Genomic DNA, 21,672 nt, shown 5'->3' on the forward strand with positions numbered 1-21,672 from the left:
TCTTTTATGTAATAAATGCCATTATTGTCTTTGTGCTATCTTTTATAAGAAAGAATATAATAAATGATACTGAAGACAAGGTTATTTTCGATTGAAAAAATAAGAAGGGGTGATGGTTATGTTACAAAAGTTTCTCTACTTACCAATCGAATCAAAAATAAGGGAATTAGACGCAAAATTACTCTTAACCTATTATGCAATTAAAAGAAATTATCGAATTATTCTGGGAACGCACACGCCTATTCTCTCTCACTTGGAGTTATTACCTAAGGGCATCATTTGTTCAAAGGGAACTCCTTATGGTGATGCAAGGAAAGAATATATGACTCGTGCATACAAACTAGGCTATTCTATTGTTGAATTGGATGAAGAAGAAGGATTATTCCTTAATAGTAATAATTATAGTCGTCTTGGAAAAGATGATACGTATGTTAAAATACTTGAGCATGTATATTGCTGGGGAGATGCTCATAAAGAAATAGTTACAAATACTTTTCCTAAATTTAAGGAAAAATTTCATTTAACTGGTCATCCACGGTTCGATTTACTCAAGAAAAAGTTCCGGGGGTTATATAATGATGAAGTGAAAATGATTGAACAGCGGTTTGGAGACTTTATTTTAGTAAATACAAGATTTACGCAATATAATCACTTTATAAGAGGGTTCAATCCTAACGAACATTATATAAAGAAAGTATACGAACATTTTATCCAATTAATTAAAGAATTAAGTGAGAAATATCCGAATCTCAATATTGTTGTTCGTCCTCATATTCATGAAAATGTAGATAGTTATCGAAAAGAATTGTCGGATTATAAAAATGTGTTTGTTGCCCATGATGGTAATGTGGTTATGTGGATTTTGGCCTCAAAAGTCGTGATACACAATCGTTGTACGACAGGCATTGAAGCTTTGTTACTTGATAAACCAGTCATTGCTTATATGCCAATTAATTATGAGAAAGAGAAGAAATATTTACCTAATGCAGTTACCTATAAATCAGTGAATAGTAGTGAAGTATTCAACTTAGTCGACTTCTGTTTATCTAAAGGAGAAATAGGTGAAGAAAAAAAGAGTCTATCAAAAAATTATTATGGGTCCATGGATGTAGAAAATTATGCTTATCAAAATATTATCCGTTTATTAGATACAATCAGTTTCACGGGTGAAAGTTCCATTGAGGAATCTTCAGTAAGAGCGCTCTCTACAATAAAAGGGGATCATACGTTGACTTCAGAGGAAGAAATAAAAAGTTTCTTTGAAAAATTGGATTTAATAGAAATGAATAAAAATGAAGTGAGTGTTCGAACATTAGCTCCTGATTTATTTGAAATAATATCTAATAACAGTTGAGTCCTTTTTCTATGAGGCTTAACGTAACTTCCTTAGTTAGATAAAAACCCTTGGTAACAAGGGTTTTTATTATTTCATAGAATGAAGAATCAAAGTTTCTAAAGCGTGTTTTTTTATAATAAATCAATCATAGCATTTAGTTTTGAAACCGTTGTTAGAAAGAAATTTACGATTGTTAATTCAATGAGCCCTAAAGAATTGTATTAATACTGCAAAGGAATTTTATTAGTACAATGGGGGTTTTGATGAGGGATACGGGAGATGACCTTTAGATACTTTGGAAATATGAATATTACTCTATTTTTACTTAAAACATCGGGGTACGTTTTAGATTGTTAGAGAAGAAGGGAGCAATTTTATGAAAGGGATTATTTTAGCTGGAGGTACAGGATCGAGATTATATCCTATCACTAGAGTGACCAATAAACATGTGCTACCTGTTGGACGTTATTCAATGATTTATCATTCAGTTTGTAAGTTAAAAGAATGTGAAGGTTGTATCTAAGTTTTTTTGTACATTTTTTATATGTTTGAAATCTTTTCGTTTATATATCCCGAGAAAGATAGGTTAATGAAATGCTTTATAAAAAGAAAAATCATCGATAATATAACCGATGATTTTTCTTTTTGATAATGTGGAAAGTAAGAATTGTCCCCAATAAATTTTGGTTTAAACACAGATTGTTTAGAGTGTAATGAATGGATATTAGATATTATTTTTTTTGATGAGTTATATTTGTTGTAGAACATGATTTTTATGATTGAATAGTCTTCACCATTTCTTTTATTCTTTGGCAAAATGTATGCTGTCCTATAACTATTTTTTGAGCTTTTTGAGCAATAATCTCCTTCTTTTTTTTATCATTCATATAGGTAATCACTTTACATAGGCAATCTTCATAATCCTGATAAGATATCATTTCTTCTTCAGTAAAGAAAGAACGAAGATTAGGCTTTTCCTCTATTAATTGAAAAGCTCCACATGCTGCAATATCAAACGTTCGATTATTAATGCTTTCATTCATAACCTTGGACGTATTCTGATTATATAAGAAATTGTTACTTCGATGAGGGTTTAATACAATGCTAGCTCCGTTATAAAAATAAGAAACCTTTTCTGGATTCATCCATGTATCTTCAATCATAACCCTTGCGTTGTTTCTCCAGACCTTTTGTAGTCTATTACGCCATCCTTTTCCAATTAGTGTTAGGGCATAATTTGTATTCTTTAGAAGGAAATGAATAAGGTTTACCCTTGTCTGATATGGATATCCTACAAGAAGCAAGTCACTTTTATATACATGCTCTACTGAGCGCGGTTTAAAAATGGAATGATTCGTACCTAACGGTAAATAGTGGGCATTCTGATGAACGAGTTGGTACTGTTTTAAAGCTCCAGTATCGATGGTAAAGATATAGTCGAACCTATCAATGATTTGATAAGTCTTATCAAAATAATAAGGGTCTTCAGTCATCCAACAAGCCAATTGAATACCATTCTCTTTAAAATACTGGATAGCTTGTATAGAGAGATTGTCTCCTAATATTGTTAGGACTACTTGTGGCTGAAACGTGGTAACAATTGATCTTATATTTTCTATTGGCTCTGATGGATGAAAGCAGGTCCATTTATATCCGTTATCACTAAGCGCAGTTTTCATACTTTGATCTAAATAATCATAAATACCAAGATAACCAGAAGAAATATACAATAACTTCATTACATATCACCAATTGTATTCATCATTTTTAATCTTTTGCTGTTATGATGCTTTCAACACACTTACAATTAATTTGTATAACATTTGTAACGTTTGGAGATGGTAGAGCCTCTTCTTCTAATGTAACGATACCAGTTTTTTTATTAAAGTTTGTTAATTTGGCAGGTCCATAAACAAAACCTGATTTACCTACAACTGTTATAATCGTTCCAAGTGGTATGTTGGAGAATTGACGGCAGATGCTACTTTTACATATCCATAGAAACATAAATAAATCTTCCTCCTTTGTTAATATTTGATAACATATATACTATTATATGCAAATAGATAGAGTTTCGTGAAAATAGTACTTTCATAAATTAAAACGTTTATTTTTAAGGATATATTCACTAGCATAGCGCATGAAAAGGTATGACTGGGAGCAGTATAATGTTCATTTGAATAGTATAGGAAATTCAGCAGTTATTAATAAAAGGGGGAACGGGATTTTAAAATAAAATGAAGAAAATGCAAGAACTTGTCATAAAGTAACATGAAAAAGTAGGTAACACAGTGTTATTTCTATAAAATCCATATAAAGATTTATATAAAAAAATCCATTTTGATCAATTTTTTCAAAATGGATTTTTTTTATGCAATGTAAATAGGGGAAGGTGTTTTTGGTTACATTTTATTGAAAAGCTATATTGGTGTAAGATTTATGAATTCCGCAATCGGGCACGATTCTTAAATAAGAAGGCGTTTTATATGAAGGGCGTTATTTATATAAACAGCAAAAAGTTTAAAAAAGCTACTTGAACCTAACACGGTGTCAGGTTAGTAATGTTGCCGGCAAAATTAACTCGTGCGAAATGAGGGGTTGATTCTGAATAGAAAAACCTGGAAAGTGGGAGAGTTAGCTAAGCAAACCGGACTTACGGTACAGATGCTCCATCATTATGATAAAATTGGGTTGTTTTCTCCCTCGCAGTCTTCCGATAAGGGACAAAGGCTCTACACTGAAACAGATATTGCAAAGCTGCAACAAGTTATGTCACTTAAACAGTTAGGTTTTGCTTTGGCTGAGATTAAAGAGATGATAGAAAATCCAAATTTGAATCCGGTCGAAGTCATAAAAGTACAACTAGAAAGTGTAAAAGAGCACATTCGGATACAAGAACAATTGTGCAGTCTATTACGCCAGCCTTTTCCAATGAGTGTGATTTGATAGTTAGTGTTTTTTTTAAAGAAAATGGATGAAGTTCACCCTGGTTGGATATGGATATCCTACAAGAAGCAAATCACTCTTGTATGCATGTTCCACTAACCGAGGCTTAAAGATAGTAGGATCTGTCCCTAACAGTAGATGATAGGCATTTGAATGAACGGATTGATAGTGCTTTAAAGATCCCGTATCGATGGTAAAGATATAATCAAATCTATTAATGACTTGAATAGTCTTATCAAAATAATAAGGATCTTCAGTCATCCAACAAGCCAGCTTTATACCACTTTTTTTAATATTGAATAATTAGTACAGAAAGACGGTCTCCTAATATTGTAAGGGCTAGCTGTGGTTAAAACGTGGCAACAATAGATTGCAGCTTTTCTATCGGCTCCGATGGATGAAAGTAAGTCCATTCATAGCCATTATTGCTTAGCTCAGCTTTCATACTCTGATCTAAATAATTGTAAATACCGAGTTAATCGGAAGAGATGTACAATAGCTTCACTATATATCAACAATTGTAGTGGTCATTTGCTAATCATTTGTTGCTATGATGCTCTCAATATCGTCACAGCTAATTAGAATAGTAGTCGTAAAACTTGGAGATGGCAAATCTTGTTCTTCTAATATAACTATGCAAGTATTTTTATTAAAGCTTGTAAACTTGGCTGGTCCATATACATAACCAGATTTGCCTACAACTGTTATAATAGCTCCTTGGGACATGTTGGAGAACAAGCGGCAGATACTACTTTCACATGCCATGGGAAAATGTTCCCTCCTTCTTATTCATTAAGTTAATATTTAATAACACTTATACTATATGTTTATAGGTATATTTTTGTGCAGAGAACATCCTAGTGAATACACCCTCTTATACCAATTCAAATTTATGCCTGTAGTTTATATTACCTAATGCAGATAATTAAAAAGCGAGGGAGTATGTCTTTAACATGCCCTGCTAGTGGCTATATGTTTTCGGGAAAGCTTCATACACTACTAAAGAGTAAAAGTCCAATTGAGAGATTATATATATTGATGAATTCTATATGAATCAACTTACTATATACAGGATTGGTTTTGAATTCAAAGGTTGTAATCATTTTTACTTGTTAAACAAGTCTGTATTAGTAGGTAAAGCAATGGAAAGTGTACGTATTCAATCTTTAAATGAATGGGAACTTTGTATGATGGATGACAAGTCTAATAAAGAAACATTACATGTCATTAAACAATATTTGGGTGATTCAAGACTCGCTAGACACAAGTAAAAGGTATTTAGCGAACGACTTAGGATAGCATACATAATATTCGTGTGTCCCCTGTGGCAGTAGGAGAAATTCGTACGTTATCAGTAAAAAGGATTGGTGATTTCAACAGCATCTTAAAACAAATCGAAGAGCGCGCACCATTTCGCCGTAACGTAACACAAGAGGAAGTTGGTAATCCAGCTTTATTCTTATTTAGTAACTTAGCAAGTCGTGTTACTGGTGAGAACATTCATGGGGATTTTGGGTATCATATTTTAGGTAATTAAATATAAAATGATGAAAAAACACCTTCTACCCCCAATGAAATGGGGTATAAAAGGTGTTTTTTATTTCTTATATGAACTAATAAAATTTCGAGTTATTTTCAACAACCTCCGCTATATGTGGTGGTAATTGTTTGATTTTAGATTGGAGACGTTTCTGAGCAGCGCGACCTAAATTACGTTTATTTTCGATATAATACGCACATATGGAAATTTCATGATCAAAAAGGTAGTCGTAGACGTGGTAATCTACAAAAAGAATATCTTCTTTTGGGAATGGAATTTCTTTTCCTTGTAATGCATACATCAAGCTTAAATTATTTTTAGCTTTCAGTCGATACATTCTTGCAAGGTGGGACAAAGGTTCCGCTCTACAGGGTCTGTACTCCCAAGCATTCTGAAGATAAGTAGTAGCAAGAGCAAAAAATTGTTCTTCCTGATGGATGAAGGTATCTATTGTAGATTGATCAATTTTTGATTTATTTTTTTCTGACTCTGTAATTAATTGTTCACGTTGGAAAGAAGCCGTATTTGCCAAACGTTCATAACAGAGACCTATTCGTAAGAGGGCATAAAATACTTCTTCCGCCCATCCGCCCGCTTCAACTCTTTTTTTATACCATTTGATTGCTTCATCTAATTCATTGAGAATGGATAATGTTTGTGCTAAGTAAAACATGTATCTGATTTTTAAATCGGGCGGGGTTGCTTCATCGTGAATTCCTTCTAATAGCAACCGTTTATCTCGTTCAAATTTATCACTCTTACTCCCGCCGTCTCCTTGGTCATTGATAATTAGACTATCAAGTTTTTCAACTGTATCAAAGTAAGTAACTTGATCAGCCTTTAATTTAGAACGATCTAAATCCCAATATTCATGTGTAACTCCAACGGATCGCCATGGCAAAGATGTCTTAAGTAGACGAGAAAGCCAATATTTTATTTGAGGATCATATTGCATAGTCAAATAATGATCCTTATCTAAGTTACATTTATCAAAATGCGGCTTAACTTCTAAGACCATATCCGCATCGAGTAACAATAAATAATCTGCTTCTGGATAAGTTTTTTGAGCCAAGGATACAGCTAAGCTTCGATTATATCCAAAATTTTTAAAAGGTTCATGGTGCACAGTACCAGGTATGTTATTTTCTCTGCACCAGTTTTCAATAATTTCAGGTGTTCCATCAGTCGAACCCGTATCACAAATAGAAACAAAATCAATGATAGATTTAGTTGGATTTAAACATCTTTCTATAATTTTTGATTCATTTTTTACAATCATACAAAGACATATTTTCTTTTGCGATTTTATGTGTTTTGTTGTTTTTGATTTGTTTTTAGCCACTATTTTCCCCCCTATTTTGTTCAAAAGGTTTTATTCGTTCAACAACATCTGATTTTATATACTTTGAACAAATGCTAATAAAGAGTTATAAATTCTCTAAAGCATTGCTAGTAACTCTCAGTTTTACAAATTCTCCTCATTTTAATCATTCGCCTTGCAATCTAATGGGGCGCTATTGGGTATGTGCAACTTCATATACGTAATTAATTACAATAGTAAAGCATGTAAGTATTTTGTTTTACTTTATGTGTGAAACCATATTAGGCATGCGCTAACTTTATCATATGCAGTCGGATTTAATTTTGTGAGTCTCTTTAATTCGGCATTGAACAGTTATAAGGCTTACTGTATCAAAAAATATATAGTCAACATAAATTGTAACAACATTGATTTTATAGAAATAATCATTCAATTAATTGAATGAAATGAATATTTTCAGTTGTCTTATATGTAAGGGAATATAACTTTTTGGGAGGGGAAATATTTGAAAGTTTTAGTCACAGGTGGAGCTGGCTTTATTGGTTCACATATTGTTGAATTCTTATTAGAAAACAATATAGATACAGTGGTTGTTGATAATTTAGTTACTGGGCATAAGTATAATATTCCATCAAAAGTTGCTTTCTATCATTTTGATATAAGGGATCCAAATATCGATAAAATTTTCATGGTTGAAAAACCTGATTTTGTAATACATCAAGCAGCACAAGTATCTGTACAGGAATCTGTAAAACAGCCATTTTACGATTGCAGTGAAAATGTCATGGCTACTGTTAATATTCTTCAAGCTTGTATAAAGTACAATGTAAAAAAAATTATTTATGCATCAACTGCTGCTGTATACGGTAATCCCCAATACTTACCTATTGATGAGAAGCATGATCTTAATCCTGTATCATTTTACGGTTTATCAAAATTGACCAGTGAAGCATATATTCAATTATTTGCAAAGCTTTATGGTTTAAAATATACAATTCTCAGATACTCCAATGTTTATGGTGCAAGGCAGAATCCAGATGGAGAAGCTGGTGTCATTTCCATTTTTATGGATCGTTTATTTAAGAATGATAGTCCAATTATATATGGTGACGGAAATCAGACACGAGATTTTATCTTTGTTAAAGATGTAGCACATGCTAACTTCTTGGCATTTAGAAATGCTGACAATCAAATATGTAATATTAGTTCGAATCAACAAATTTCAGTTAATGAACTGCTAGATACAATTTGCAATTTAATGAAAATAGAAGATAAAAGAATATACAAAGAGGAAAGACCAGGGGATGTTATTCATAGTTATTTATCAAATGATAAAGCTAGAAAATATTTGAATTGGCACCCGAAATTTTCATTGCTTCAAGGATTAAGGGAGACGATTTCTTTTTTCCATAAAGAATAAAATTGAAAATTATCATAGAAGCATATACTAAATTTTATCATATTTAATGTAAATACGATTGATAAAATACAAAAGGGGGGGACATTTATTAATCTATGATGTTGATTGGCCAGTTTCTATAATTTGTGTCCGTATTATAAACAGGTTCCATTTTAATTTAGATACGATCAACTTTTAAATTTAACTTATAAAGGAGGTAGTAATGAGATTGACGCATCATACGAGATTATTTCTACTATGTGTTTAGGTATCGTCCCTATACTTTTAGAAAATGGAATTAGAGTAGGCTTCTCAGTCGTTGCTTCGTATGTCTTCTTCTCTCTTAATCAGGAGGTTTATTAGGAATTGAAATTTTTGTATTCATTAAAGTGTTTGTAATTTTAGAAAGGAAAAAAGTACTTAATGATTTATTTTTTGAATATGTTGAAGAATGTATGAATGAAATGAATGAGGTATATTATATAAATTATTATAACAATTGAAAGTTCGAAATGATTATAGAAAAAGTATAGTTTTATACAGAGTATCGCATAAAGGAGAGGGTAGAGTGTATATTGAGCAAGGAAGAAAGATGTATCTTGAGTTACTGAAGAAGACGATATTATTTGAAATTTGGCAAGAATACGAACAAAGCCTCAGTTTAGATTTACATAATTTTCAATTTAATCACACAACAGTAGATCCTGAAAAACATAGAATGGGAGAAATTTGGCCAAAAATTGCTCATAGTATGATCGGCCGTGTCCGTATGGATAATTTACAGATGTGTATGGAAACCGTTTTAAAGGATAATGTAGAGGGTGATTTTATTGAAACAGGTGTGTGGCGAGGAGGTTCCTGTATCTTTATGCGTGGCTTCCTAAAGGTACATGGAATTGCAAATCGCAAAGTGTGGCTGGCAGATTCGTTTCAGGGATTGCCAACTGTAAATGAAGAAAAGTACCCAAATGATAGATTGCTAAATTGGATACACACCATTGATTATTTACGTGTATCCTTAGAGGAAGTACAGAATAATTTTCGAAAATATGATTTGCTTGATGAAAATGTTCGATTTCTAAAGGGGTGGTTTAAGGATACATTACCCACTGCTCCGATTGAAAAATTATCCATTTTGCGCCTTGATGGGGATCTGTATGAATCTACAATGGATAGCCTAACAAATTTATACAATAAAGTCTCAAACGGAGGCTTTATCATTGTAGATGATTATTTTTTACCTCCGTGTGAAGCAGCTGTTACAGATTTTCGCAGAGAACACGGTATTCAGGCCTCGCTTATTCAGATCGACAATCAGTCGGTATATTGGCGAAAATAAAAAACTGTTGAATTAAGGTAAAAGGAGTTGATTCAATGTTAGTTTTTCTTACCTTTAAAATGTGAAGAAATAAGCACGGAAAATAACTCTAATTTTGAATTAATAGGGGATAAAAAGATGAATGATAAAAAAATAAGCTTCATATCTTGTGTTAACAATTTTGAAGAGTATAACACGTCATTGCGATATATTCATTCCTTAAAAATTCCTGATGGATATGAAATTGAAACAATAGCTATTGAAAATGCTGCTAGCCTTACTTCTGGATATAACCGGGCAATGGGGAAAAGTGATGCGAAATATAAAGTATATATGCATCAGGATGCCTATATTTTAAATACAAATTTTATACACGATATAATTACATTATTTGAGAGGTATTCTAAATTAGGAATGATTGGGATAGCAGGTGCAAAAACATTACCAAATGGATGTATGTTTCATAGTTCACACATCTATGGGGGAATGTATACTACACTTAAAGGGAAAGGTAGCGTAGATTTATCGCTAGATCGTAGCGTAGTAAACGATTATGAGAGCGTGTTGGCTGTTGACGGTGTAATTATGATCACTCAATATAATCTTTTATGGAGAGAAGATTTATTTCAAGGGTGGCATTTTTACGATGTTTCCCAAAGTTTGGAGTTTGTGAAAGCCGGATATGAGGTCGGAGTTGTTAGACAAGAAAGTCCTTGGTGTCTTCATGATACAGGTATTATAAACTGGGCTGGTTATGAAGAAAGTAGAGAGATTTTTGTTCGGAATTATAGGGAATATGTCACTTGAAAGCAGCAGGTATAGGTTTTGTATGAAATAATTTAGTGGAATCAACATACAGTAGATTTATAATACACTAGGAAGATTGAGCATATATGGAATGAATTAATTCATAATTCTTCTTTTTAAACATATTATGTTTGGTGTCACACACTTTTATGAAATAAATGAAAACTAAAAAGAGGTGTTTTATATGAGGGATTTCATTCAAGAGTTTCATAAACATTATTATGATAGCTTAGTATGGGGCACAAACACCCAATGGTTGGGCGTTCCAATCCAAAAATGTCCGTTGGATTTATTTTTATATCAAGAAATAATTTATCAAATTAAGCCTGATCTTATAATTGAATGCGGGACATGTAATGGCGGAAGTGCGCTGTTTTTTTCATCAATGTTGGATCTAATCCAAAAAGGGCAAGTTCTTTCTATTGATATAGAACCTCAGCCAAATCTTCCCATTCACCCACGATTAACTTATTTACGAGCATCTTCAACCTCCTCTGAAGCTATGGAAAAAGTACAAAGCATGATTAATCCGGAAGATGTGGTCATGGTAATTTTGGACTCCGATCATAGTAAAAATCATGTGCTAAATGAATTGGAATTATATAGTAAAGTAGTTACTAAAGGAAGCTATTTAGTTGTAGAAGATACGAACATTAACGGTCATCCTGTATTACCGAATTGGGGACCAGGGCCAATGGAAGCACTAAAAGAATTTTTGAAGGAAAATAATGAGTTTGTCATAGATGGAAGTAAACATAAATTCTTTGTAACTTTTCATCCTAACGGCTTTTTATACAAGGTAAGGTGAAAGGTACATTAAAAAATATATGTAATATACTTTTATTAAATTTAGGTATTCATTTGGATTAGGCGTTCTATTTCCAAAAAAGCACAGTGAGATTTTTAAAAATGTCTTAGAGAACAAAGAAATATTACAGTGAAATTATGAAATGTAAAGTGTATTTAATTACTGGGGCTGTCTTATAACTGATGAGACAGCCCTTTTTTTATAATAGGTATTTCAAAGCTTAGTAAATAATTATGTTTTGAATAATACAATAAAAACCCCTTTTTGTACTTATTGCTTTCGAATATATCGCTTACATGAAAGGCATATATAGGTAGGAAATGTAATGTGTAAGAGAAATAAAAACTAGGAAGGTTTAAGTGTATTCGGAAACAAGTATATTTATTCTGAAATAGGATAGGTTAGAGTGTAAAAAGCAATATGTAGAGAACATTTTCTTTGTTCAAAAGCTGAAGAATACTAGCTGTTTGTATTAATTAATTTTTTCATCAGATAAAGTTAAAGAAAGGCTAGAACAACAGTAAGATTCAATTTCACTTAATTAAGGTGGGAAACGGTGGAGGGGGACAAAATATTGTCTCTAAATAATAATAAAGTTTTTGTACCCTAGTGACTTTCGGAATAATATGCAACCTTAAATAGCGATAAAAGTAATGGACTGTTGACTCTTTTACAAATCATATTTTCAACTAGTTCTTAAACGGCAAATTTAAGGAGGTTGAATTTGGAAATGGCTGAAAATACATTTTTATTTGTTACTTGTGTAAATGATGATCAACTATATGGAAAATGTAAGAGACATATACAATGTTTGTACGTTCCAGAAGCGTATACGATAGAATTCTTAGCGGTTCGTAATTCTAAGAGTATGACACAAGGATATAATCAAGCAATGCTACATGATGCCAAGTATAAAATTTATCTACATCAAGATACATTCATTATTTCCCCCTATTTTTTATTTAACGTATTATCTTTATTTCAAAATGACTCTTCATTAGGTATGTTTGGAATGATTGGATGTAAAAAGATTCCTGAGAGTGGGGTATGGTGGGAGGGAAAAGAGATGGTTGGGAAAGTTATTGAGGAGAGAAGAGGAGCTTTTCGCACTCTTACGTTTGATCAGTACGAGCATCGTATACCTTATGTGCCCGTGCAAGCGGTAGATGGTCTGTTAATGGTTACACAATATGATTTACCTTGGCGGGAAGACTTGTTTACGGGCTACCACTTTTATGATATTTCGCAGTGTTTAGAGTTTATTAAGAAAGGATATAAAGTAGGGGTAGCAAGTCAATTAGAATCATGGTGTATACATTATTGCGGGGATGACTTTGATGCGCTTTCATATGAAGCGTATAGAAAGGTATTTATACAAGAATATATGCCTTTTTTATAAAACCATAGATAGTAAGAGCTTAAGTGTAAGTGTGCCAATATTTCAGATGGTAAACAGGAGAGTGTATAAGCTCTTGTTGTTTAGTAGTCCCTTAACAGAAAGTAATCAACTTTAAAGCAAGGAATTAGATAAAGAGGAATATAGAAAAGCATTATGCACATATATAGGGTATGTAGAGAGTTTACAAGGTTAAATTGATAATGTATGAAAATTGAAGGGTGTAGTGTATGAACCAAAAATACAAATGGTTTGAAGGGGGAGGGATAAAATGAAAGGGATTATCCTTGCCGGTGGAACTGGATCTCGATTGTACCCGATTACAAAGGTCACAAATAAACATTTGCTTCCCGTCGGTCGCTATCCAATGATTTATCACTCTGTATATAAGCTTCGGGAATGCGGGATTACAGATATTATTGTCATTACCGGGAAAGAACATATGGGTGATGTAGTCAGTTTTCTTGGTAGTGGAGCTGATTTTGGGGTGTCCTTCACATATCGTGTACAAGAGAAAGCTGGAGGAATTGCTGAGGCGCTTGGATTATGCGAAACGTTTGTGGGAAATGGGAAGATGATTGTCGTTTTAGGTGATAATGTTTTTTCTGACAGCTTGAAACCGTATGTAGAAAATTACAGAAAGCAAGGGGCAGGAGCCAGAATTTTATTAAAAGAAGTAGATGACCCGCGTCGTTTTGGGGTCCCTCATATTCAAGATGGTAAGATTGTATGCATTGAAGAAAAACCAGCTTTTCCAAAGAGCAACTATGCTGTAATCGGAATTTATATGTACGATAACAGTGTGTTTTCGATGATCAGTCAGTTAAAACCCTCTAATCGAGGAGAATTGGAAGTAACAGATATTAATAATGAGTATTTGGCAAGAGGAGTACTTACCTACGATACGCTGAAAGGATGGTGGACGGATGCCGGAACGCACCCTTCACTGCATAAAGCGAATACATTAGCGCAACATGTAGATTTTGGTGATGAGTTTAATGGAGGGGGAGGGAAGAGTTGAAGACGATTCCTGCATCTCTTTCTGATGTTAAGTTCATTGAGCTGAGTGTGTTTCATGATGCGCGCGGGTATTTTAAGGAAAGTTATAATGAAAAGGTGCTGAGGCATCTCGGTATTCACCACAAATTTGTACAGGACAATACATCGTATTCAAAGGAAGCGGGTGTGATAAGAGGGCTGCATTTTCAGCTAGAACCAAGAGCTCAAACAAAGCTCGTACAGGTTATACAAGGTGCGATTTTCGATGTTATTGTGGATTTGAGGAAGGGATCCCCAACCTATAAGAAATGGCAATCATTTTTGCTAACGGGTGATAATCATCGACTGTTACTTGTACCAAAGGGATTTGCACATGGTTTTTGTACACTCGTTCCTCACACAATTGTACATTATAAAGTAGATGAATTTTACGACGCGTCATGTGATAGTGGGATAGCATGGGATGATGAAGAATTTGCTATTTCATGGCCCGTTAGTAACCCAATTTTATCAGAAAAAGATGGCATGTTGCCTAAATTTACAGAAACAACTCATTACTTTCAATTTAAGGAGACATTGACATGAATGTACTAGTCACAGGAGGAGCAGGATTTATCGGTAGTAACTTTGTCCGTTATTTTCTCAAGAAGTATCCTGATTGCCATGTTATTAATTATGATTTGTTAACATACGCTGGCAATTTATCTAGTATCAAGGATATAGAACCTCTTAGTAATTATACCTTTATACAAGGAGATATAAGAGATGCTGAGAAAATTCAAGCTGTAATGCAAGATTACAAAATTGATAGTATTGTGCACTTTGCAGCGGAATCGCACGTAGACAGAAGTATACAGGGTCCTATGCAATTTTATACGACAAACATAGTAGGAACAGCTGTATTATTGGAAGCTGCTAAAACTTTTGGTATTCAGCGATTCCTTCACATTTCAACAGATGAAGTGTACGGATCTCTAGGGGAAACTGGTTATTTTACAGAAGAGACTCCTGTCTCACCAAATAGCCCTTATTCTGCTAGTAAAGCCAGCTCGGATTTAATTGCTCTTTCTTATTTCGAAACGTACAAAATTCCTGTAATTGTTACACGCTGCTCTAACAATTACGGTCCATATCAATATCCAGAGAAACTCATTCCGCTTATGATTACAAATACAATGGAAGATAAGGAACTTCCTGTATATGGGAGGGGACAAAACGTGCGGGATTGGCTTCATGTATTCGATCATTGCACGGCAATTGATTTAGTTCTGCATAATGGAAGGGACGGAGAAATATACAATGTTGGAGGTAATAATGAAAAGAGAAACATAGAGATTGTGGAAATGATTTTAGAAAAGCTAGGAAAATCAAAGAATATGATATCCTTCGTTCCAGACCGCCTTGGTCATGACTGGCGGTACGCAATCGATTCGTCTAAGTTACAGAGAGAACTGGGATGGAAACCGGTATACTCCTTTACAAAAGGCTTAGGGGATACAATAGAATGGTATAGGAAGAATGAACAATGGTGGAAGCCATTAAAGAGTAGGTGAGATAAAGTGAAAGTACTTGTTACAGGAGCAGGAGGTCAGCTTGGTAAAGAATTTATTGCTTATTTTACAGAAAAAGGGGATATACTCTATAGTTTTACAAGAAAAGAATTAGATGTTACAGATGCTACGTCACTTAATCCTATCATGAAAAACCTAAAACCAGATCTTGTCCTTCACTGCGCTGCGTATACAAAAGTAGATGCTGCTGAAGAAAATTGGAAAGAAGCATATGCTATAAATGCATTGGGGACAAGGAACATAGCGGTAGCTTCGGAAGTAATAGGAGCGAAACTTGTTTATTTTAGTACGGATTATGTATTTGATGGAATGCAAGCGCGTGATTATCACGAATTTGATCAAACAAATCCTCTTAATGTATATGGTGCTTCCAAGCTAGCGGGGGAAGAAGCAGTAAAAAATTTTCACAGTCGGTACTTTATTATGAGAACATCATGGTTGTATGGCGGGGAAGGTCCAAATTTTGTGCGGACAATGCAGACGTTGGCTCAGACAAAAAAGGAGCTACGCGTTGTGTGTGATCAAATTGGGTGTCCTACTTATACAAAAGATCTAGTATGTAAAACCGGCGAAATGATACAAACGAATCAGTATGGAACCTACCATGTGTCAAATCGGGGGGAATGTTCTTGGTTTGAGTTTGCTACTCGTATTTTTCAGGGAATGGGAGCGGATGTTAAAGTCATCCCTGTGAAAACAGAAGAATATGGAGTGAAAGCAGAAAGACCACGCTATTCGGTTTTACAGCATCTGTGCCTAGAATTGAATGGTTTTGCTCCTATGAGGCAATGGGAGGAAGCGTTGAGAGAATATGTAATAGAAACTTTGTAATGACAGATGAAGAAGCATTTATATACAAAGTAGGCTGTGGAGAAGACTTTCTCCACAGCCCGGAAATGGTAGCTCTACTAAGGAGCCGTCATTTCGTTAATCCAGCCCGCATGGATCATCGCAAGGTCCGCCGGTAGGTTGAAATACGATATTGTCAACAAAGGCTGATGCCCCTACTCCGCCTGATGTAGAAGCGTTTTGGAAAGTGATGCAAGCTGTGTCTACAACAGGAATGCCAGTAGGCACACATATAACAAGAGTGAAATGCTGGAAGCCAGATTGAGGTGCAGGTGAAGATGGTACAATGTGTGGGATATCATCTGCAATAATTTCCGCAATAGTAGGAGGACAATCCTGACCAAGGGCTGGGAAAGATACAGAAGCTACGAGTATGCCACCATCCCTTACATCTGCGGCAAAGGAAAGCGTATAGCAACACCCTGGGTTAACAGGGACCGTCTGGCTAATAAATGCGCCTGGTTGAATCTGCACGGTTTGGATACGGAGTAATGGCTCAGTGGGTGGAGTGCCACCGGTTGGTGAAAGTAAAATGCCACTGTGAGCGTTTGGCTGACCGACTACAAGGGCACCTGTCGGTGACTGATTCCAACCTGGAACCGGATCTGCCCCCCCTGTCGGTGCATCATCAAATCCAGGGTTGTCGAGCAGGTTGTTACATGGACAACATCCTTGTCCAGTAGGCCCCGTCGGCCCCGTCGGCCCCGTCGGCCCCGTCGGCCCCGTCGGCCCCGTCGGCCCCGTCGGCCCCGTTGGTCCGGTCGGTCCAGTATTACCTGTTCCAGCTTGCCCCGTCGGTCCAGTAGGCCCCGTTGGTCCGGTCGGTCCAGTATTACCTGTTCCGGCAGGTCCAGTAGGTCCAGTAGGACCAGTAGGACCAGCTGGTCCGGTCGGTCCGGGTTGAGGTAAAGGGAATAAACAATTAAGTGGTATGCAATTATGTTGATTAAACCTATCCAAATTAATTCCTCCTAATCTTTTGTATGAAATTTAATAAATAGAGAAACATCTATACATTGTATGAATGATAAAAAATAATGGTACTGGGCACTCCACAAAATAGGAGCGCTTTTTTTAAATCGCATCTTAACTCAAAGTAATTTAGGAATCTTGGAATCTTTGTGGCCTCTTGATTATTCTAATCATAGCCATAGACAGCGATAAAACAGATAAAGAAAAAAGCAAGAATCCAATTGAATATCGAAGTCTTGCTACTTAAACCGTTATTCTCTTTTAGTGTTCATTCAAACATATTAGTTCAGCTTTTATGTGATGAAAATATCTCTTTTTCGTAAAGCGATCTAGTGATATTGTCTGGTGATAATTTAGTTATTCGAATGTGATACCTGCACTTGCAAAGCCAATGATAGTGGCAACGAGAATGCCAGTGCCAAGTATGTGTGTAGAGACAACTAGTAATATTTTATCTTGTGGAGCTACGAGGATATTTTGAGGAATAATCTCACTTGCAGAATCACCAACAGCTATTCCATTGAAGGGTGGATTTAATAGTAAAGGAGTACCTATTGGTGTAAAGGTATCACTAGAGCCAGGTGAAGAATATAATTGCATCTGAATTTGTACGGGGAATCCTGCTCCTACGACTACGTCTACTGTAGCATTAAAGTAACCTGCTAATGATGTGATTCTTCCAGCACGAGGTGCAACAAATGCGAAATCCAAGAGATCAGAATCATTTAGAGTTATGTCTCCCGCAAGAACATCAACACCAACGCCAAAGAAGCTATTTCCAAACCCAAGGACAGCTCCAGTACTAGCTTGAATAATCCCTGCAATAGCAGTGTTAACTAACTCAACTGGCAAACCAGATGCATATGGAACTATAGCACCACCACCACCAGTCGGCCCAGTCGGCCCCGTGTTACCTGTTCCAGTCAGCCCAGTCGGTCCAGTCGGCCCAGTGTTACCTGTTCCAGTCAGCCCAGTCGGCCCAGTCGGCCCCGTGTTACCTGTTCCAGTCAGCCCAGTCGGCCCAGTCGGCCCCGTGTTACCTGTTCCAGTCAGCCCAGTCGGCCCAGTAGGTCCAGCCGGCCCAGTAGGCCCAGTAGGCCCAGCGCCAGTCCCAGCCGGCCCAGTCGGCCCAGTCGGTCCGGGTTCAGGTAAAGGAAATAAACAATTAAGCGGTATGCAGTTATGTTTATTAAACCTATTCAAATTAATTCCTCCTAATCTTTTTGATAAAAATAATTTAAAATGTCTAACTTGTATATATTGTATGAAGGGTAGAAAATTATGGTACTGGGTAGCTCTAAAAATAGGGCGCTTTTTTTTATCAAAACTTAGCTTAAAATATCTTTATGTAAAATGATGTAGATTCCGTATTGTTTATAAATTTAAAAGCAAGTTCTTCACTTTTGGGAATATACTTTGAAGAGAAGTGTTGTTGACAGGAGGGAGAACCTTGACTAAAAAGCAAACTGAGGAGATAAAAAACCAGCCGCTTCTTTATACGGCGGAACCTAGTTTGGAGAAAGGTAAGTTAAGTATACAACAAACGTTTATTATTAAATTGAATCACAGCGTTTCTGAACAAAAGGAGAACGTGCAAAATGTTGTGAAAGAAGACGAAGTAGAACAGTTGATTCAAGAAGAAACTGTTACATCGGATGAAGAGGTAGATCAACAAGTAAGCTCAGATATTGCAGAAAGTATTGAGTTAGCGAAAGTAGCAGAAGTGGAAGAAGTGGAAGAAGTGGAAGAAGTGGAAGAAGTGGAAGAAGTAACAGAAGTAACAAATGTGGCAGAGGGACTAGAAGAAGCTGAAAAATCAACAGAAGTGATAGATGAGGAAGCGGAAGAAAAAAAGGATGGGAAATCTCAAGTTTTTTTTAAGGATTTGACGAGAAAATCGTTTAAAGATATGAACAATGAAGAGAAAATATATTTTTTTATGCATAGACCGCATTACATTCCAAATGTAAAATGCCGTGTCATAGCAGAGAAGGATATATACGTAGGATTTATTACCAATTACGAAGATGGTTATGTATCTATTAATTCACCACAAACATTTGAAACATTTCATGTGAAGTTTGAAGAGATTGTATCGATTCAAATTATGGGGATATAGAAAAGGTGGTAGTAATACCTACCACCTCATAGTTTTTTAGTTTTACAAATTGTTCTAATCAAGCGATTATACGCCTGGAACATTTACATCACGTAAACATTGAATAGCACAGAAACAATTTAAATCAACTGTGATGGATAAATTTGTAGAGATTAATTGTGGTATTGTTTGTTTTAAAAACGCACAAACAATATCCTCAGGTGTTTGGGACGTTTCTCGTGTAAGTGTAGGTGGAACTAATATCCGTAATACGGCACAGCAATCATCTACACTCTCTACGCGGAAAATAGGAGAACGTGCACAGATATCATCATTTGGTGTTGTAGGATCATTTTCTAGGAAGAATACTGAAGAAAAAAGTTCGCCTTCTGTAGTATATAACAAAAAAGGGCGAGTGTTTGCGAATTTAGCACCTTGATTTGCTCCTAAAAATGGAGCGTCACAGCCTGTCGGGCAAGCGGAAGAAGCACAATCTTGTAATTCATCGATAAATTTTACCACGTCACATACGCAGTTTGAGCGGTGATGGTGATGATCATGTCTTTCATCTTTACAACTCATGAATTTCACTCCTTATATTTAGTTTTCATTTACACTATTAGAGTATTGAAATAGGAGCAAATCGGTTACGGTTCATAGGATGTTTTTTTTTCAAGGATAAGCCTTTATTTGTCCTCATTTAAAGGAGAGTAAAATCTTCCGTTTGTTGGATACTGCGATATGCTTTATGTTTCGGTAAATGGAAATAAGGAGATGGGAAGAATGTTCTTCAATAGTTGGCTTTTATTCTTTATTTTTTCGTTAGCTGTGTTTCGGTTTACGCGTCTCATTGTATATGATAAAATTACCAGCTTTATACGCTCTCCTTTTATTGAAGAAGTACAAATTCAAGAACACGATGGAACTATGTCTACATATATGAAAGTGAAGGGGACTGGACTCCAAAAATGGATTGGTGAATTGTTAAGTTGTTATTGGTGTACAGGTGTATGGATTAGTGCATTTTTACTTCTCTTTTATCATTGGATTCCTAAAGTTGCAGAACCTGTATTAGCGTTGTTGGCACTCGCAGGGGCAGCAGCTATTATTGAAACGATAATTGGGAGATTTGTTGAAGAATAGGGATTTTTAACTGATGATTAGTTGGAAAATCGGACTTTAATAACATAAAAATAGGTGAACAGAAAGGAAAGGCTGTTCATATAGTGAATAGATAGAATTGCACAGCAGAGGAGATGTTTGTTATGGAAGATAACCTGCAACCAAATCCATATGATATGCAACAGTGGCAGCAAATGCAACAACAGTTACAGGAAGAACAAGCGCAGCAACAACAGCAAGCGCAGCAATTACAGCAACAAGGCTTCGTAAAGAAAAAGGGTTGTAATTGTGGTAAGAAAAAGAACATTTCTAATCAACAAAATCAAGGTTGAAAAAACACTCATGTTATCGTGAGTGTTTTTGTTTTGTATGAAAATATATGAAAAGGAATTTTTGTAATAAGACAATGAAGCTATATTGCATCGGAGAGTTATATACCTTTAAAGCAGGGCATATAGCGAAGGGTTAATTTTGCGGACATATTGAGATACTATGGTGAAGAATCGGGAAGTTAATGGACAAGAAAAATTATATGTTAAAAGGTTATACTATGCTGTTATATATTCAGCAGTTTGTAACAAATGCATCACGTAAACATTGAATACCACAAAAGTAATGCAAATCAACCGTGACACAAGAAGAGGTTGCACGTAATTTAGCATGCGGGATCGTTAAGTAAGTACAGACGGGATTTGGGCTCTTGTCAGGTTCTTTACCTATAATAACGATTAATGCCCGAAGTACAGCGCAGCAATTTTCATCTACACTTTCTACACGGAAAATAGGAGAGTGGCAATTTTTATTTGCAGAAGGAACATATGCTTCAAATGGGTCTCCTGATTTTGTGAATAAAATAAATGGACGTGTGTTTGCTGCTTTTGCTGTATATTGCGGACGGAGGAATGGAGCATTATATTGTGATAAATAAGCAGTGGATGCACATTCTTGTAATTCATATATGAATTTGACGATATTACATACACAACTTTCATCAAAGTATATATCATGCTCGTCGCTAGAATTACAGGTCATATTGTTCACTTCCCTATCCTCAAGTTTTTACTATTAGAATATGAGTCGAGAAGAGTTGATATTACGGGAGACAAAGGTGAGGTCTAGGAGATTTTTATAAATTGTGTTGGACAATAAGCAGATATTACTTGAGAAAGATATGAAAAAATCCAGCACCA

At 35.3% G+C, this 21,672-nt stretch carries 23 protein-coding genes and 3 pseudogenes; 17 read left to right on the forward strand and 9 right to left on the reverse strand.

All coding sequences use genetic code 11. The features are described from left to right. Nucleotides 1-118: 118 nt before the first annotated feature. Together NSQ40_RS06415 and NSQ40_RS06420 are read left to right on the forward strand one after the other, a co-directional pair. On the forward strand, nucleotides 119-1,354 hold the full coding sequence (locus NSQ40_RS06415; RefSeq protein WP_224796036.1) for a surface carbohydrate biosynthesis protein: 1,236 nt from the start codon (nucleotides 119-121) through the stop codon (nucleotides 1,352-1,354). A 358-nt stretch (nucleotides 1,355-1,712) separates the two neighbouring features. Further along, a pseudogene (locus NSQ40_RS06420) lies at nucleotides 1,713-1,847 on the forward strand (sugar phosphate nucleotidyltransferase); the annotation flags it as partial. Between the two features lie 262 nt (nucleotides 1,848-2,109). Here NSQ40_RS06420 and NSQ40_RS06425 read toward each other — a convergent pair. Both NSQ40_RS06425 and NSQ40_RS06430 read right to left on the reverse strand, forming a co-directional pair. Continuing rightward, nucleotides 2,110-3,075, reverse strand: coding sequence for a CgeB family protein (locus NSQ40_RS06425; protein ID WP_003206191.1), 966 nt, complete (start codon nucleotides 3,073-3,075; stop codon nucleotides 2,110-2,112). A 28-nt stretch (nucleotides 3,076-3,103) separates the two neighbouring features. Then, a complete protein-coding gene (locus NSQ40_RS06430; protein ID WP_003203888.1) occupies nucleotides 3,104-3,343 on the reverse strand; it encodes a hypothetical protein in 240 nt (79 codons plus the stop codon). 618 nt (nucleotides 3,344-3,961) lie between these two features. Between NSQ40_RS06430 and NSQ40_RS06435 the strand changes: the two genes are divergently transcribed. Then, nucleotides 3,962-4,282 (forward strand): MerR family transcriptional regulator, encoded by a 321-nt coding sequence (locus NSQ40_RS06435; protein ID WP_240522695.1) that lies wholly within the window; start codon nucleotides 3,962-3,964, stop codon nucleotides 4,280-4,282. 15 nt (nucleotides 4,283-4,297) lie between these two features. On the opposite strand, the gene NSQ40_RS06440 is transcribed toward NSQ40_RS06435, so the two are convergent. Together NSQ40_RS06440 and NSQ40_RS06445 are read right to left on the reverse strand one after the other, a co-directional pair. Beyond that, a complete protein-coding gene (locus tag NSQ40_RS06440) occupies nucleotides 4,298-4,543 on the reverse strand; it encodes a DUF3880 domain-containing protein (RefSeq protein WP_240522696.1) in 246 nt (81 codons plus the stop codon). Nucleotides 4,544-4,816: 273 nt separating this feature from the next. Continuing rightward, nucleotides 4,817-5,047 carry a CGEA protein gene (locus NSQ40_RS06445; protein ID WP_170957042.1) on the reverse strand — a complete coding sequence of 77 codons (231 nt, stop codon included), beginning with the start codon at nucleotides 5,045-5,047 and terminating at the stop codon, nucleotides 4,817-4,819. Between the two features lie 284 nt (nucleotides 5,048-5,331). Between NSQ40_RS06445 and NSQ40_RS06450 the strand changes: the two genes are divergently transcribed. Then, complete coding sequence (locus NSQ40_RS06450) at nucleotides 5,332-5,553, forward strand: hypothetical protein (protein WP_018764031.1); 222 nt, start codon at nucleotides 5,332-5,334, stop codon at nucleotides 5,551-5,553. Continuing rightward, nucleotides 5,537-5,819, forward strand: a pseudogene (locus NSQ40_RS06455) (SDR family oxidoreductase); the annotation flags it as partial. The gene NSQ40_RS06450 and the pseudogene NSQ40_RS06455, both read left to right, overlap by 17 nt. 76 nt (nucleotides 5,820-5,895) lie before the next feature. Here NSQ40_RS06455 and NSQ40_RS06460 read toward each other — a convergent pair. After that, nucleotides 5,896-7,101: a glycosyltransferase gene (locus NSQ40_RS06460; protein ID WP_141521829.1), complete on the reverse strand. Its 1,206-nt coding sequence runs from the start codon at nucleotides 7,099-7,101 to the stop codon at nucleotides 5,896-5,898. A gap of 547 nt (nucleotides 7,102-7,648) precedes the next feature. Here NSQ40_RS06460 and NSQ40_RS06465 point away from each other — a divergent pair. From NSQ40_RS06465 to rfbD, 9 genes are all read left to right on the forward strand, one after another. Then, nucleotides 7,649-8,563 (forward strand): NAD-dependent epimerase/dehydratase family protein, encoded by a 915-nt coding sequence (locus tag NSQ40_RS06465; protein WP_098158621.1) that lies wholly within the window; start codon nucleotides 7,649-7,651, stop codon nucleotides 8,561-8,563. A 571-nt stretch (nucleotides 8,564-9,134) separates the two neighbouring features. Next, nucleotides 9,135-9,881: a TylF/MycF family methyltransferase gene (locus NSQ40_RS06470; protein ID WP_098158655.1), complete on the forward strand. Its 747-nt coding sequence runs from the start codon at nucleotides 9,135-9,137 to the stop codon at nucleotides 9,879-9,881. A 117-nt stretch (nucleotides 9,882-9,998) separates the two neighbouring features. Next, on the forward strand, nucleotides 9,999-10,667 hold the full coding sequence (locus tag NSQ40_RS06475) for a glycosyltransferase family protein (protein ID WP_098158622.1): 669 nt from the start codon (nucleotides 9,999-10,001) through the stop codon (nucleotides 10,665-10,667). 184 nt (nucleotides 10,668-10,851) lie between these two features. Beyond that, nucleotides 10,852-11,475: a cephalosporin hydroxylase family protein gene (locus tag NSQ40_RS06480; protein WP_098158623.1), complete on the forward strand. Its 624-nt coding sequence runs from the start codon at nucleotides 10,852-10,854 to the stop codon at nucleotides 11,473-11,475. A 730-nt stretch (nucleotides 11,476-12,205) separates the two neighbouring features. Then, complete coding sequence (locus NSQ40_RS06485; RefSeq protein ID WP_098158656.1) at nucleotides 12,206-12,874, forward strand: glycosyltransferase family protein; 669 nt, start codon at nucleotides 12,206-12,208, stop codon at nucleotides 12,872-12,874. 268 nt (nucleotides 12,875-13,142) lie between these two features. After that, entirely contained in the window at nucleotides 13,143-13,892 is a 750-nt protein-coding gene (locus NSQ40_RS06490) for a sugar phosphate nucleotidyltransferase (RefSeq protein WP_098158624.1), read from the forward strand. Beyond that, nucleotides 13,889-14,455, forward strand: coding sequence for a dTDP-4-dehydrorhamnose 3,5-epimerase (rfbC, locus tag NSQ40_RS06495; RefSeq protein ID WP_098158625.1), 567 nt, complete (start codon nucleotides 13,889-13,891; stop codon nucleotides 14,453-14,455). The genes NSQ40_RS06490 and rfbC overlap by 4 nt, the downstream gene beginning before the upstream one ends. Then, entirely contained in the window at nucleotides 14,452-15,423 is a 972-nt protein-coding gene (gene rfbB / locus NSQ40_RS06500) for a dTDP-glucose 4,6-dehydratase (RefSeq protein WP_098158626.1), read from the forward strand. Before rfbC ends, rfbB begins: the two co-directional genes overlap by 4 nt. A gap of 6 nt (nucleotides 15,424-15,429) precedes the next feature. Continuing rightward, nucleotides 15,430-16,272, forward strand: a complete 843-nt coding sequence (gene rfbD / locus NSQ40_RS06505) for a dTDP-4-dehydrorhamnose reductase (RefSeq protein WP_098158627.1) — start codon at nucleotides 15,430-15,432, stop codon at nucleotides 16,270-16,272. 96 nt (nucleotides 16,273-16,368) lie between these two features. Here rfbD and NSQ40_RS06510 read toward each other — a convergent pair whose 3' ends face one another. Together NSQ40_RS06510 and NSQ40_RS06515 are read right to left on the reverse strand one after the other, a co-directional pair. Then, nucleotides 16,369-17,250: a hypothetical protein gene (locus NSQ40_RS06510; RefSeq protein WP_341286076.1), complete on the reverse strand. Its 882-nt coding sequence runs from the start codon at nucleotides 17,248-17,250 to the stop codon at nucleotides 16,369-16,371. A gap of 369 nt (nucleotides 17,251-17,619) precedes the next feature. Next, nucleotides 17,620-18,402, reverse strand: a pseudogene (locus tag NSQ40_RS06515) (exosporium glycoprotein BclB-related protein); the annotation flags it as partial. 310 nt (nucleotides 18,403-18,712) lie between these two features. Here NSQ40_RS06515 and NSQ40_RS06520 point away from each other — a divergent pair. Further along, nucleotides 18,713-19,381 carry a CotO family spore coat protein gene (locus NSQ40_RS06520; protein WP_341286077.1) on the forward strand — a complete coding sequence of 223 codons (669 nt, stop codon included), beginning with the start codon at nucleotides 18,713-18,715 and terminating at the stop codon, nucleotides 19,379-19,381. 66 nt (nucleotides 19,382-19,447) lie between these two features. Here the strand turns inward: NSQ40_RS06520 and NSQ40_RS06525 are convergent, their stop codons facing one another. After that, nucleotides 19,448-19,942 (reverse strand): CotY/CotZ family spore coat protein, encoded by a 495-nt coding sequence (locus tag NSQ40_RS06525; protein WP_003195957.1) that lies wholly within the window; start codon nucleotides 19,940-19,942, stop codon nucleotides 19,448-19,450. A gap of 201 nt (nucleotides 19,943-20,143) precedes the next feature. Here NSQ40_RS06525 and NSQ40_RS06530 point away from each other — a divergent pair, with 201 nt between their 5' ends. Beyond that, entirely contained in the window at nucleotides 20,144-20,503 is a 360-nt protein-coding gene (locus NSQ40_RS06530) for a DUF1360 domain-containing protein (protein WP_033795971.1), read from the forward strand. A 113-nt stretch (nucleotides 20,504-20,616) separates the two neighbouring features. Further along, complete coding sequence (locus NSQ40_RS06535; protein ID WP_003195959.1) at nucleotides 20,617-20,814, forward strand: hypothetical protein; 198 nt, start codon at nucleotides 20,617-20,619, stop codon at nucleotides 20,812-20,814. A 232-nt stretch (nucleotides 20,815-21,046) separates the two neighbouring features. On the opposite strand, the gene NSQ40_RS06540 is transcribed toward NSQ40_RS06535, so the two are convergent. Next, entirely contained in the window at nucleotides 21,047-21,514 is a 468-nt protein-coding gene (locus tag NSQ40_RS06540; protein WP_098158630.1) for a CotY/CotZ family spore coat protein, read from the reverse strand. Between the last annotated feature and the right edge of the window lie 158 nt (nucleotides 21,515-21,672).

Origin of the sequence: Bacillus sp. FSL K6-6038 (assembly GCF_038050455.1) — a bacterium.
Taxonomy (GTDB): domain Bacteria; phylum Bacillota; class Bacilli; order Bacillales; family Bacillaceae_G; genus Bacillus_A; species Bacillus_A pseudomycoides.